Below are 12,889 nucleotides of genomic sequence, written 5' to 3' on the forward strand. Positions count from 1 at the left end.
CTCCGCTCCTGAATTGCGCACGTGTCGCCGCGCCCGACCGCGCAGTCGCCGAGGTGGGAGCGTCTGGAGCGTACGCGGCATCCGCTCATCGAAGTCATAGGAAACGCATAGGCCCGCGCGGATACTGGAGACATGAGCATGAGCCCCGCGCCGACCCAGCACCGCGCCCCAGCCATCGCCAAGGGCGACGGCTCGATGGTGCGCGTGCTCGTGGTCGACGACGAGCACTCGCTCACCGAATTGCTCAAGATGGCACTGCGCTACGAGGGGTGGGACGTGCGCACCGCGGCCGACGGGTACAGCGCGGTGAAGATCGCGCGCGAGTTCCGGCCCGATGCGATCGTGCTCGACATCATGCTGCCCGACATCGACGGCCTCGAGGTGCTGCAGCGGGTGCGCGCCGACGGTGCCGAGACACCGGTGCTGTTCCTCACCGCCAAGGATTCGCTCGACGACCGCATCGCGGGCCTCACCGCCGGCGGCGACGACTACGTCACGAAGCCGTTCAGTCTCGAGGAGGTCGTGGCGCGTCTGCGCGGACTCATCCGTCGCTCGACCCTGACGCTCGCGCAGGCGAAGGACCCGGTGCTCGTCGTCGGCGACCTCACGCTCGACGAGGACTCGTACGAGGTCGCCCGCGGCGGCGTGCCCATCGAGCTCACCGCGACCGAGTTCGAGCTGCTGCGCTTCCTGATGCGCAACCCCCGCCGGGTGCTCTCGAAGGCGCAGATCCTCGATCGGGTCTGGTCGTACGACTTCGGCGGCAAGGAGTCGGTCGTCGAGCTCTACATCTCGTACCTGCGCAAGAAGATCGACGCCGGCCGCGAGCCGATGATCCACACGGTGCGCGGTGCCGGGTACATGCTGAAGGCCGTCGGATGACGCGGCCGGGCGATCCCGGCTATGCCGCGTCGGCCCGCGCGACGCTGACGGCGGCTACCGCGGCCGTCGGCGACGCCGGTGCCGGTGAGAGCGATGATGCGAGCGACCAGGCGACGGATGCCTCGACGGCACGCCGCTCGTGGACGCTCCAGCGCCGGCTGCTCGCCGTCGTCGCCGTGCTGCTCGTCGCCGTGAGCGCCACGATCGGCATCGTGACGGTGCTCGTCTTCCACACCTCGTCGGTCGACCGTCTCGACGCGAGTCTGCGGGCGGCCTCGACGCGCGCGCTCGAGGTCGCCGCGCCCGGCATGTCGGTCGACCCGGCGGCGAGTGTCGACGAGTTCCTGCGCGTGCCCGGGCAGCCCGAGGGCACGCTCGGCGCACTCGTGCTGCCCGACGGCAGGGTCTTCGCGAAGTACATCTCGACCGGGGGCGAGCTGCCCGAGCCGGGCGAGGGTGCCACGCTGAGCCTCGCCGACGTGCTCGCCGACGGGCAGCCGCACACGATCACGGCGGGCTCGCTCGGCGACTATCGCGCACTCGCCGTGCAGATCCAGCCCGAGTTCCGCGTCGTGCTCGCCCTGCCCCTCGCCGACCTCAACGCCCAGACGGCGCAACTGGCCTGGACGATCGCAATCGTGGCGCTCGCCGGGCTCGCGGTCGCGCTCGGCTTCGGCACGCTCATCGTGCGGCGCGCCCTCGCCCCGCTCGCCAACGTCACGGCCACGGCGCAGCGCGTCTCGGAGCTGCCCCTCGAGCGCGGCGACGTCGACCTCACCCAACGGGTCGCCGACACCGACGAGCGCACCGAGGTTGGCCGCCTCGGCGGTGCCTTCAACCGCATGCTCGGCCACGTGGCATCCGCCCTCTCGGCTCGTGAGCAGAGCGAGCAGAAGGTGCGGCGCTTCGTCGCCGACGCGAGCCATGAGTTGCGCACGCCGCTCGCCTCGATCCGCGGCTACGCCGAGCTCACCCGCCTGCACGGCGGCGAGCTGCCCCCCGACGTGGTGCACGCGATCGGCCGCATCGAGTCGGAGTCGGTGCGCATGACCGAGCTCGTCGAAGACCTGCTGCTGCTCGCCCGGCTCGACGAGGGCCGCGAGCTGGCGGCGCTGCCCGTCGACCTCGGTCGCGTGGTAGTCGAAGCGGTCGGCGATGCGCAGGCGGCCGGCGCCGACCACGAGTGGGAGGTGCGTCTGCCCGATGAGCCGGTGGTCGTGACGGGCGATGAGCCGCGCCTGCGGCAGGTCGTCATGAACCTGCTCGCCAACGCGCGGGTGCACACGCCCGAGGGCACCTCGGTCGTCGCGTCGCTCGACCGTGACGGTGACGATGCCGTGCTCACCGTCGACGACGACGGCCCGGGCATCGCGCCCGGCCTCGTCGACTCGCTCTTCGAACGGTTCGCCCGGGGCGATTCGTCGCGCTCGCGGCTGGCCGGCAGCACCGGGCTCGGGCTCGCGATCGTGCGTGCCGTCGTCGCCGCCCACCACGGTGAGGTGTCGGTGGCGAGTGAGCCGGGGCGCACGACCTTCAGCGTCAGGCTGCCGCTCCAGGGCGTGTCGACCCCCGAATAGGGGGGCTCGGGGCATCCGACTGCATAACCTGAGGGGCACCGGGTGATCGCCCTCGCCTCCGACGCGCGAGTGGGCTGTGCCCGATTCGTGCGAAGGAGCATGCAGATGAAGCCATCGATCCCACGAACCGGCGCAGGGCGCCGAGGCCGCGGCGTCGCGATCGCCGTGGCCTCGGCACTCGCCGGCGGACTCGTCATCGTTTCCACTCCGGCGTATGCGACGCCGGCCGAGCCGACGTTCGTCGACGGCCTCTCGCAGGCCGTCTTCACGAAGTCCTCGGCCGAGTGGATCAACGAGGAGGCGTGGGTCGAGAGCGAGGTCGACTCCGATCGCGACGGCAGGCCCGACCTCGTGCACATCGACGTGAGCCGCGTGCCCGAGACGGCCGACGGGCTCAAGGTGCCCGTGCTCATGGAGATGAGCCCGTACTACGCGGGCGGCACGGAGGTCACGAACTGGCCGGTCGATCACGAGATCGGCCAGCCGCCGACCGAGAAGCCCGATTGGCCCGCCTACACGCCGGTGAACCGCACGAGCCCGCGCATCTCGGGGTCGCTCGAGAACACCTGGGTGCCGCGCGGCTTCGCTGTCGTGCACGCCGAGGGCCTCGGCAGCGGCTGGTCGGAGGGATGCCCGACGTCGGGCGGCCTCAACGAATCGCTCGCCGGCAAGGCGGTCGTCGACTGGCTGAACGGCCGCGCCACGGCCTACACGAGCCTCGACCGCACCACCGAGGTGTCGGCGGACTGGACGACGGGCCGGGTCGGCATGATCGGCACCTCGTACAACGGCACCCTGCCGATCGGCGTGGCGAGCACCGGCGTCGAGGGGCTCGAGGCGATCGTGCCGGTCTCTGCGATCTCGAGCTGGTACAACTACTACCGCTCGGAGGGCGCGGTACGCGCGCCCGGCGGGTACCAGGGCGAAGACCTCGACGTGCTCGCCGACTACGTGCACACGCGGTTCGACCAGGAGATCTGCCAGCCCATCATCGAGGAGCTCCGCGCGAATCAGGACCGCGTCACCGGGGACTCCAGCCCGTTCTGGGACGAGCGCGACTACCTCGCCTCGGCTGAGAACTTCTCGGCGGCCACGCTCGTCGCCCACGGGCTCAACGACTGGAACGTCATGACGAAGAACGCCTCCGACCTCTACGAGGCGCTGAAGGCCCAGGGCGTGCCCCACCAGATCTACCTGCACCAGGGCGGGCACGGCGGCAACCCCAACGACACGCTGCTGAACCGCTGGTTCACCCGCTACCTCTACGACGTCGAGAACGGCGTGGAGCAGTTGCCGAAGGCCTACGTGGTGCGCGAGGACCGCACGCTCACGGAGTACGCCGAGTGGCCCGACCCGGCCGCAGAGCAGGTCAAACTGAAGTTCGCGGCAGCCGCCGCTGCCGACGGCGTCGGCACCCTCGCGGTCTCGCGCGACGGCTCGCGCGCCACCGAGAACCTGATCGACGACGCGAGCCTGACGGCAGCCGCGCTCGCCGCGGCCGAGAACTCGCCGAACCGGCTCGCGTACCGCACGCCGGTGCTCGGCGAGCCGCTTCGACTCTCGGGCACTCCGTCGGTCTCGGTGAAGCTCTCGGTCGACCGGACGAAGGCGAACCTGACGGCACTGCTCGTGGAGTACCCCGCGACGGGGTCGCCGAAGATCATCACGCGAGGCTGGGCGGATGTCGAGAACCGCGACTCCGCCGCGACGACCACGCCGATCGTGCCCGGTGAGGCCTACACCTTCGATGTCGAACTCGAGCCGAAGGACTACGTGTTCGCGGCCGGCTCGCGCATCGGCGTGGTGGTGGTGTCGTCGGACAACGAGTACACCGTGCGTCCGGCGCCCGGCACCGAGCTCACCCTGCAGCCGTCGGCCTCGACGGTGCACCTGCCGTTCGTCGGCGGGATGGGCGCGCTGCAGCAGTCACTGCGCGCCGCGGGATAACACTCGGCCGGGCCGCTCGCCCGAACCGACGAGCGACGGGCCCGTCGATACCGCACCCGCGGTGTCGACGGGCCCGTTGCTCGTTGCTCGTTGCCGGCTGCACTGCCGGGTTGCCGCATTGCCGCGTTGCCGTCAGCGGATGGGCTTGCCCGTGATCTTGAAGTTCCGGCTGGCCGTGTCGCTCGTGTTGCCGGCGACATCGCTGGCGCGTGCGGCGATCGTGTGCTTTCCGTGCGCGGTGACGCCGAACGGGGCGGCGTACGCCTGCCAGACTCCGCCGTCGAGCGAGTACTCGATCGACGCGACGCCGGATGCATCGTCGGCCGCGAGCACCGTCACGAGCACCTCGCCCTTGGCCTTGTACTCGTCGTGCTTGCCGTTGCTCTTGCCGGGCGACTGCTCGCCGTCGCCCTTCGGCTTGCCGTTGCCGTTGCCGGGCGCCTCGGGCGCGTTCGCGTCGAACACGATCTGCAGTGTCGGCGCTTCGACATCGATCGGTGCGATGCGCACGTCGACGCTCACGTCGGGCGAGTCGGACTCGGAGGCGAGCGCCGGCGATGCCGCGAAGCACAGGGCGCTCGCGAGCACGGCAGCGGGCACGATCGCCGCCAGTGCAGAACGTCGTCGGTGCGTGCGCGTGTGCGGTCGATGCGTGCCCATGCGTGTCATGTGGTTCCCCCCGGAGCCTGATCGCGATCGACGGAGCCGACCGATGACGTGGTTCGTTCGTCGCCGGGAACGCGGGCAGCCTCTTGCCGGCCGGCCTCGCGTGCCTGAACGATGAGCTGTTCGACCTGCTTCGCCCGGCGACGGCGGCCCCAGAGCAGCCCCGTCACGATGAGGGCGAGGGCGAGCAGGATGATGAGGTGCGGCCAGGGAATCGCCCAGACGGTGACCTCGTGCACGGTCGGCGTGAGCTCCTGCTCAGAGCCGTCGGGAGTGATCACCGACTCGGTGATGGTGAGCGGCACCGTCACGACCCCGATCGGCCAGACCTCGGGAAGGTCGATTCGAACGGTGCGGCGGTCGCCGGGCAGCAGCTCGATCGGTGCTGCGGCCTCGGTCTCGGCCTCGGGCACCCTGGCGTCGCCGTGCTCGGCGTAGCCCGACACCGCGAGGCGCACGTTGCCGGTGTTCTCGGTCGTGTAGTCGAGTTCGATCGCACCCGGTTCGAACGGGTTCCACGACGTGACGTAGTTCGCGGCGATGTCGATGTCGAGACCCGGCTCGACCGTGCCCGTGACGCGGGTCATCACCCGGAATCCGACGCGGCTCTCGACGCCGAGGCTGGTGCCGTCGCCGGCGCTCTGCGTCAGGATCGATGCCGCGATGCCGGCCGCGTGGTCGCCGGGGGTCGCGTCGTCGGGCACTGAGACGGTGAACGGCAGCACGACCGTGCCGCCCGCTGCCACGGTGACCTGGTCGTCGGCGCTGATCCACGTTCCGGCATCGACCGACTCCTGGTCGGAGGGAAGCATGTTGAATCGGCCGGTCGGGGTGAAGTACCCGTCGGCGGCGGTGATCGAGAATGTCACGTCGCGATCGCTGAAGTTCCTGACCGCGAGGTGCTCGGTCGCGGTCGCTCCGGGGTCGAGCTCGAGCTCGACCCACGAGCGGCCGTCGGGTGCGGTCTCGTCGGCGGGGCTCATCGCCCAGGTGACCGAGGACTCCTCGCCTTCGGCGGCGGCCGCCGGTGCAGCGAAGGCGCCGGCCATCGCGAGCGCGACACCGGCGATGGCGAGCAGTCTCGCGCCGGAGGTGCTGAACACGGCGAATCCGGCTCGGGCCATCTCATCTCTCCTTCGACTGAGTCGGGCCGGCATCTTCGTCGAATGTCGAGCCACCCGGAGACAGCGTACGGGGTCGATGGCCCTGACCGCGCATGGTTCGGCCGAGGCGGAGCAGTCGGTCAGTCGCCGGCGGCTGAATCGCTGAGCCGGCCGAGCAACTCGGCGAACTTCTCGATCTCCTGCGGCTCCCAGGTTCCGAGCCGTTCGCGCAGCTCGGCCTGGTTCTCTCGCCGGATCGCGTTCACGCGTTCGATGGCAACCGGCGTCGCTGCGAGCAAGCGTGCCCGCGCATCGCGTTCGTCGACGCGGGACTCGATGAGCCCGAGCTCTTCGAGCATGCGCACCTGACGGCTCAGCACGCTCTTGTCGGTGTGCAACTCCTCGGCGAGGGCGCCCGCGTGCGCGGGCCCCCTCGAGACGAGTGTCGACACGACCTTGTATCCCAAGGGCTGCAGATCGGGGTGCAGCTGGGTGGCGTACCGCTTCCAGTTGGCGCGAACCCGGTGGAACAGCCGGCCGAACTGCTGCTCCACTTCGGCGATGGCGCGCAGGGCGTCGGTGTCGGGTTCGACGGTCATGCCGGTCATCTTAGGCTCGGCCGCCCCTGGGAGAGGCATCGGCAGCATCCGCGGCATTCGCCGCATTCGCCGCACCGGTGCCGACGGCGGGCAGCGCACCGGTGACCGGCACCGCCACTGCGCCCTCGGTCACCTCGAAGAGCTCTTCGCCGGCCTGCTCGAGCTCTCGCTCGAGGGGTGACCCTGAGCGCTCTTCGGCCTTCGCCCGCTGAATCGCGCTCTGCGTGCCGAGGTCGGCGTTGGGCAGGAAGATCACGGCGATGAGGGTGACGATCGCGAGCGGCACCGCGGCGAGGAAGACGGTGCCGACGCCCGTGCCGTATGCCGACTCGACGATGACCCGCAGGAAGTCGGGCAGCGCGCTGATCTGCGGGATCGTGCCGCTCGAACCGAGTGCTTGCGCGGCCTCGGCCTGCTGCTCCGGCGGAAGCCCGCCGACACCGCTCTTGATGTTCTCGGCGACGACGGTGCCGAGGATCGATCCCATCACTGAGACGCCGATGGTGCCGCCGAGGCTGCGGAAGAACGTGACGGCGCTCGTGGCGACGCCCATGTTCTTCACGGCGGTGGTGTTCTGCACGACGAGCACGAGGTTCTGCATGACCATGCCGACTCCGGCGCCGAGCACGAACATCGAGACGCCCACGTACCAGAAGTTCGTGTCGTAGTGCAGTTGGGCGAGCAGCAACGTGCCGATGGTCAGGAGCACGCTGCCGAGCACCATGAACGCCTTCCACTTGCCGCGGCGGCTCACGAGCGCGCCGATGACAGTGGAGGAGATGAGCACGCCGGCCATCATCGGAATGGTGAGGAGGCCCGACTCGGTCGGCGTCGCGCCGCGAGCGAGCTGCATGTACTGGCTGAGGAACACCGAGGTGCCGAACATCGCGACACCGACCGAGATCGACGCGATGACCGAGAGCGTGAACGTGCGGCTCTTGAAGAGGCCCATCGGAATGACCGGCTCGGCGACCTTCAGCTCGACGATGACGGCGATGACGAGCAGCAGCACCGCAGCACCGACCATGAGGAGGCTCGGCATCGAGGCCCACTCGAACTCGTTGCCCGCGAAGGTGACCCAGAGCAGCAGCAGCGAGACACCGGCCGAGATCAGCACGATGCCGAAGTAGTCGATCGAGACCTTCGTCTTCGGGCGCTTCGGCAGGTGCAGAGTGCGCTGCAGCAGGATGAGCGCGGCGACCGCGATGGGCAGGCCGACGAAGAAGTTCCAGCGCCACCCGAGGCTGTCGGTGATGACGCCGCCGAGCAGGGGGCCGCCGACGGTGGCGACGGCCATGACCGCACCGAACAGGCCGGCGTACTTGCCGCGCTCGCGCGGGCTGATGATGTCTGCCATCACGATCTGGCTGAGGGCGGCGAGACCGCCGGCGCCGAGGCCCTGGAAGACGCGCATCGTGATGAGCGTGCCGGCGTCTTGCGAGAAGCCGGCGAGTGCCGACGCGACCACGAAGATCACGAGTGCGAGCTGCAGCAGCAGCTTGCGATTGAAGAGGTCGGCGAGCTTGCCCCAGATGGGCGTCGAGACCGTGGTGGCGAGCAGGGTGGCCGTGACGACCCAGGTGAACGCCGACTGGTCGCCGCCGAGGTCGGAGATGATGACCGGCAGCGAGCTGCCGACGACGGTCGAGGCGAGCATCGACACGAACATGCCGAGCAGCAGGCCCGAGAGTGCGGTGAGCACCGCGCGGTGGGTCATGCCGCTCTCGGTGAGTTCGACGGATGCGGCCGCGTCGGGCTTCTTCTTGGGTGCGCGAGTGCGCGAGGCGAGTGCCATGGAGCTCCTGAAAATTGATTGACTATCGTCAACTATAAACAGATAGTAGACCTATGTCAACTAACGCCGGGGCCCGACGGTCACTCGATGACGGCGGTCGCCTCCAGTTCGACGAGCGCATCCGCTCGGCCGAGCGCGGCGACGACCAGCACCGTCAGCGCGGTCGGGTGCGGGCCCCAGACGCGTGCCGAAGCTGCATACCCCTCGTCGACCGATTGCCCGGCCGCCATGTAGACCGCGAGCCGCACGACGTTCGTCTGATCGGCGCCGGCCTCGGCGAGCACGGCGAGCACGTTCTTCAGCGCCTGCTCGGTCTGGGCGCCGAAGCCGCCGGGCACGATCGCGCCCGAGGAATCGGTGCCGTTCTGACCGCCGACGTGGATCGTGCGGTGCGCTCCGCTAACCAGCACGCCCTGGCTGAATGCCGGATTCGAGTGCAGACTCGCTGGGTTCAGGTGTGTGATCTCCATATCGGGAGTCTCTCTCCGTCCGCCGACATCGGCCAGCCCCGGCGGCGAGCGGTGCCTGATTTTGCAGATGCCGCGGCATCCGTTAGCCTGTACGGAGCCGAAGACCGCTGGTTGTCGTGCGCCTCGAGAGAGATGCCGACCGAAGTACTTGTGAAAGCAAGGGCCCGCGCAGGTGTGACGAAGACTTCCGGGTGACCGGCCAAGCTCCGCGCAACTGCGCCGGAGCTTTTTTCTTTCCCATTCACGTTCCAGCGCTCCAGGCCGTGCATCGCTCCCGCGGTGCACGTTGAAGACACAAGGAGTGGCCATGGCGAACAAGGAAGCCTCGGTTGCCGAACTCACGAACCTGTTCGAGAGCTCGACCGCCGTTCTGCTGACCGAATACCGCGGCCTCACTGTTGCCCAGCTCAAGACGCTGCGCAAGTCCATCAGTGAGGACGCGAGCTACGCCGTGGTGAAGAACACGCTGACCAAGATCGCTGCGAACAAGGCCGGAATCTCGTCGTTCGACGACGAGCTCGCCGGTCCGTCCGCGATCGCATTCGTGCACGGTGACCCGGTCGCCGTCGCGAAGGCCCTGCGTACCTTCGCCAAGGCGAACCCCCTCCTCGTGGTCAAGGGCGGCTATTTCGATGGCAAGCCCCTGACCGCAGAAGAGGTAGGCAAGCTCGCCGACCTCGAGTCCCGCGAAGTGCTGCTGGCGAAGCTCGCCGGCGCATTCAAGGCCTCGCTGTTCGGAGCCGCATATCTGTTCAACGCACCGCTGTCGAAGGCCGTTCGCACGGTCGACGCGCTGCGTGAGAAGCAGGAGTCCGCTGCGTAGGCGAGAGCCTGCGAAGCGGTGAGTACCCAAAGAATCTAAGGAGATAAATCATGGCGAAGCTGTCCACTGAAGAGCTGCTCGAGCAGTTCAAGGGCCTGACCCTCATCGAGCTCTCGGAGTTCGTCAAGGCATTCGAGGAGACCTTCGAGGTCACCGCTGCTGCCCCCGTCGCCGTTGCCGGCGTTGCGGGCCCCGCGGCTGCTGCTGAAGAGGTCGAAGAGCAGACGGCGTTCGACGTCGTGCTCGAGGCCGCTGGCGAGAAGAAGATCCAGGTCATCAAGGTCGTCCGCGAGCTCACCTCGCTCGGCCTCGGCGAGGCCAAGGCCGTCGTCGACGGCGCTCCCAAGGCTGTGCTCGAGGGCGCAACCAAGGAAGCCGCTGACAAGGCCAAGGCTGCTCTCGAAGAAGCCGGCGCCACCGTCACCCTCAAGTAATCCCGTCCCTCGCGAGAGGGTCGCTGCTTGAGGTGACTCGCGTCACCTGAACGACACGGATGCCCCGTGGCTCACGAGCCACGGGGCATCCGTCGTCTGTGCGCGCTCAGGCCGGGCAGTGGCCATTCGCGATCTTCGCGTCGACCTCGACGTAGCGGGGCCGGTAGTTGTCGACCTCCTCGTAGAGGTCGTTCGTGTCGAAGCTGTTCACGTTGTACGTGATGAGCAGGGTGTGTCCGTCACCGAGCTCCGGGTGGGCCTTCGCGTTGTACGTGAAGACGTTGCCCGAGGTCTCGGGGGTTCGGTAGAGCTCGGTCTTCCCGGTGAACGGGCCTTCGAGGCTCGCACTGCGATACATCACGATGCTCGCGCTGAGCGCCTCGGTCGCGTCGCCGGTTACGAGGGTGAAGCGCCCCTGGAAGTGGCTCACGCTGAACTCGTTCGACACGCCTTCGAGGATGCGCTTCGACGCGGCGGGGTCGTTCGTCCAGCCCGCGTCGCCGAGGTACTCCCACGGCTGCGTGGTGAGGCCGCCGGCGGGCACGCGAGCGAGGTGCGCGAACTTCTGCGCCTGCAGGTCTTCGACCCCGTACACATAGGTGTAGCCGTCGTCGGCGTTCTCGTAGATCGCCGACCCCCACTGCACCCCCTCCGACGGCACATCGTCGACCGAGACGAGCGCCATGCCGTCGAGGTCGAACGTGGCCACGGCGCTGCGGGCGAACCCGAAGTCCCACATGCCGTCGCCGGTGCGCTCGAACTCGAGCAGCATCACCTTGAGCTGCTCGCCTTCGACCGTCGCGTCGCCGTACCAGTACCAGTTGCGCATCTCGTCGCCGCCCTCGACGTGCACGAGCGAGGCGGGGGCGGCCTCGGTGCCTCCGGTGTGCGTGGTCAGAGCGCCGTGGTCGTCGACGATGATCGAATTGTGCACGAAGGGCGAGTCGAGCGGGCGGCCGTGGTCCTCGTCGACCTCGCCGAGGAAGGTGTCGGAGTAGATCCAGGCGACGCTGCCATCGGGGAGCGGCACGCTGTACGCGGAGTCGGCGCCGGTCCAGCGTCCGGCGGTGTCGCCGTAATCGCCGAATCGGTCGCGCAGTTCTTCGTTCACCGACGACGAGATGCGCGCGCAGCCCTCGGCTGCGGCGGCGGTGAGTGGTGCGGCGGTCGCGCCGAGCACGAGTGCTCCGGTCGCTGCCAGCAGCCCCAGTCGCCCGGCACGCGAGGTGGTTCGTCGAAGCATGGTGTGGCTCCCTTCCGGCGTCCTCGCCGGATCGGGGACTCGGTCGCGGATGCGAGCGAATCCTGTTAACGTTACCAATAGCGGAGCGTAGCAGTGGCGCAGGAGCCCGACAAGGGCCGCGTGAGCGCGTCGAGCGGTCTCCGTGTCGGCGCGGTAGTAGCGTGAGAGCGGCCGGACGGGCGGCCGGGTGCGGAAGGATTCAGCCAGATGTCCGAACTGACCCAGGGTGGTCGGCAGCCGACGATCAAAGAGGTCGCGGTGCACGCCGGGGTCAGCCCCATGACGGTCTCGCGCACGCTCGCCGGCGGAGTCAATGTGCGTCCCGACCTGCAGGAGAAGGTGCTCGCGGCGGTGCGCGAGCTCGGGTACCACCGCAACGAGAACGCTCGCAGCCTTCGACCCGGGCAGACGAGCGGCCTCATCGGCGTCGCGATCACCAACCTCGGCAACCCCTACTACGGCAACTTCGCGCTGGGTGTCGAGGAGGTCGCCGCCGAGTACGGCCGACGCATCGTGCTCGGCAACACGGGTGAAGATCCCGCGCGCGAACGGCAGCTCATCGCCGACTTCATCGGCAGGCAGGTCGAGGGGCTCGTGCTCGTGCCGTCGGGGGGCGCTTCCGATCACCTGCAGCCCGAGCGACTCGGCGACGTTCCGATCGTGCTCGCGTCGCGCCGGGTCTACGGTCTCGATGTCGACGCCGTGCTGCTCGACGACGTCGGCGGCGCCTATCGCGGCACGAGGTCGTTGCTCGAGGCCGGGCACACTCGCATCGGCTTCCTCGGCAACGTACGCTCCGTCTTCACCGGACAGCGGCGATACGAGGGCTTCGCTCGCGCGCTGGCAGAGCGCGGCATCGAGCCCGACGAGGTGCTCGTGCAGCGCGACCAGCAGGAAGTCGATTCGGCTCGCGCGGCGATGCGGCGCCTGCTCGACCTCGACGATGCGCCGACGGCCGTGTTCAGCGCCAACAACCGGAACACCGTCGGCGCCTTGAAGGAGATCGGCCGCCGACTGCGCGCTGGGGCGGATGTCGCCGAGTTGCCGGCGATCGTCAGCTTCGACAACTTCGAGCTCGCCGAGCTCATGCCGGTGCCGGTCGCCGTGATCGACCACGACGCGCGCCAGCTCGGACGGGAGGCTGCGCGGCTGCTGCTCTCGCGCCTGAGTCCCGGTGGCCGACGAGTACCTGCGCGCCTCGTCGAGATGCCGGTCACGCTCTCGGCGTCGCCGGTACCGGTGGTGGTCTCCGGCGACTGAACGGGTCGGCGGCGGCCGGCCGGTCGGCGCCTCCGCTTGCGATGATCTGCGTGGTTCGCTATGGTAACGTTACCAACGATCGACACCCGC

12 protein-coding genes are annotated in these 12,889 nt (G+C 69.1%); 6 read left to right on the forward strand and 6 right to left on the reverse strand.

Features of this window, described 5'->3' with window-relative positions; all coding sequences use genetic code 11:
• The first annotated feature begins 138 nt into the window (after window positions 1–138).
• The 3 genes from H521_RS0102900 (at window position 139) to H521_RS0102910 (ending at window position 4,406) form a co-directional block, all read left to right on the forward strand.
• A complete protein-coding gene (locus tag H521_RS0102900) occupies window positions 139–882 on the forward strand; it encodes a response regulator transcription factor (RefSeq protein ID WP_026481830.1) in 744 nt (247 codons plus the stop codon).
• Window positions 879–2,459 carry a sensor histidine kinase gene (locus tag H521_RS21195; RefSeq protein WP_022891534.1) on the forward strand — a complete coding sequence of 527 codons (1,581 nt, stop codon included), beginning with the start codon at window positions 879–881 and terminating at the stop codon, window positions 2,457–2,459. The genes H521_RS0102900 and H521_RS21195 overlap by 4 nt, the downstream gene beginning before the upstream one ends.
• A gap of 105 nt (window positions 2,460–2,564) precedes the next feature.
• Window positions 2,565–4,406, forward strand: a complete 1,842-nt coding sequence (locus tag H521_RS0102910) for a Xaa-Pro dipeptidyl-peptidase (RefSeq protein ID WP_084511899.1) — start codon at window positions 2,565–2,567, stop codon at window positions 4,404–4,406.
• A gap of 132 nt (window positions 4,407–4,538) precedes the next feature.
• Here H521_RS0102910 and H521_RS0102915 read toward each other — a convergent pair whose 3' ends face one another.
• From H521_RS0102915 to H521_RS0102935, 5 genes are all read right to left on the reverse strand, one after another.
• Window positions 4,539–5,066 carry an OmpL47-type beta-barrel domain-containing protein gene (locus tag H521_RS0102915; protein ID WP_156891251.1) on the reverse strand — a complete coding sequence of 176 codons (528 nt, stop codon included), beginning with the start codon at window positions 5,064–5,066 and terminating at the stop codon, window positions 4,539–4,541.
• Window positions 5,067–5,071: 5 nt separating this feature from the next.
• A complete protein-coding gene (locus H521_RS21200; protein ID WP_022891537.1) occupies window positions 5,072–6,196 on the reverse strand; it encodes a WxL protein peptidoglycan domain-containing protein in 1,125 nt (374 codons plus the stop codon).
• A 119-nt stretch (window positions 6,197–6,315) separates the two neighbouring features.
• Window positions 6,316–6,774, reverse strand: a complete 459-nt coding sequence (locus tag H521_RS0102925; RefSeq protein WP_026481832.1) for a MarR family winged helix-turn-helix transcriptional regulator — start codon at window positions 6,772–6,774, stop codon at window positions 6,316–6,318.
• Window positions 6,775–6,784: 10 nt separating this feature from the next.
• Window positions 6,785–8,491: an MDR family MFS transporter gene (locus tag H521_RS21205; RefSeq protein WP_051159167.1), complete on the reverse strand. Its 1,707-nt coding sequence runs from the start codon at window positions 8,489–8,491 to the stop codon at window positions 6,785–6,787.
• A 158-nt stretch (window positions 8,492–8,649) separates the two neighbouring features.
• Window positions 8,650–9,039: a RidA family protein gene (locus tag H521_RS0102935; RefSeq protein ID WP_022891540.1), complete on the reverse strand. Its 390-nt coding sequence runs from the start codon at window positions 9,037–9,039 to the stop codon at window positions 8,650–8,652.
• Between the two features lie 307 nt (window positions 9,040–9,346).
• Here H521_RS0102935 and rplJ point away from each other — a divergent pair, with 307 nt between their 5' ends.
• Both rplJ and rplL read left to right on the forward strand, forming a co-directional pair.
• Complete coding sequence (gene rplJ, locus H521_RS0102940) at window positions 9,347–9,862, forward strand: 50S ribosomal protein L10 (RefSeq protein WP_022891541.1); 516 nt, start codon at window positions 9,347–9,349, stop codon at window positions 9,860–9,862.
• 50 nt (window positions 9,863–9,912) lie between these two features.
• Window positions 9,913–10,296 (forward strand): 50S ribosomal protein L7/L12, encoded by a 384-nt coding sequence (rplL, locus tag H521_RS0102945; RefSeq protein WP_022891542.1) that lies wholly within the window; start codon window positions 9,913–9,915, stop codon window positions 10,294–10,296.
• 106 nt (window positions 10,297–10,402) lie between these two features.
• Here the strand turns inward: rplL and H521_RS21210 are convergent, their stop codons facing one another.
• Window positions 10,403–11,539, reverse strand: a complete 1,137-nt coding sequence (locus H521_RS21210; protein ID WP_022891543.1) for a glycoside hydrolase family 183 protein — start codon at window positions 11,537–11,539, stop codon at window positions 10,403–10,405.
• A 207-nt stretch (window positions 11,540–11,746) separates the two neighbouring features.
• Here H521_RS21210 and H521_RS21215 point away from each other — a divergent pair, with 207 nt between their 5' ends.
• The gene (locus H521_RS21215) at window positions 11,747–12,799 is read left to right on the forward strand and encodes a LacI family DNA-binding transcriptional regulator (RefSeq protein ID WP_022891544.1); all 1,053 of its coding nucleotides are present in this window, start codon (window positions 11,747–11,749) and stop codon (window positions 12,797–12,799) included.
• Window positions 12,800–12,889 lie beyond the last annotated feature (90 nt).

The sequence above is a fragment of the Agromyces subbeticus DSM 16689 genome, from assembly GCF_000421565.1.
Classification (GTDB): domain Bacteria; phylum Actinomycetota; class Actinomycetes; order Actinomycetales; family Microbacteriaceae; genus Agromyces; species Agromyces subbeticus.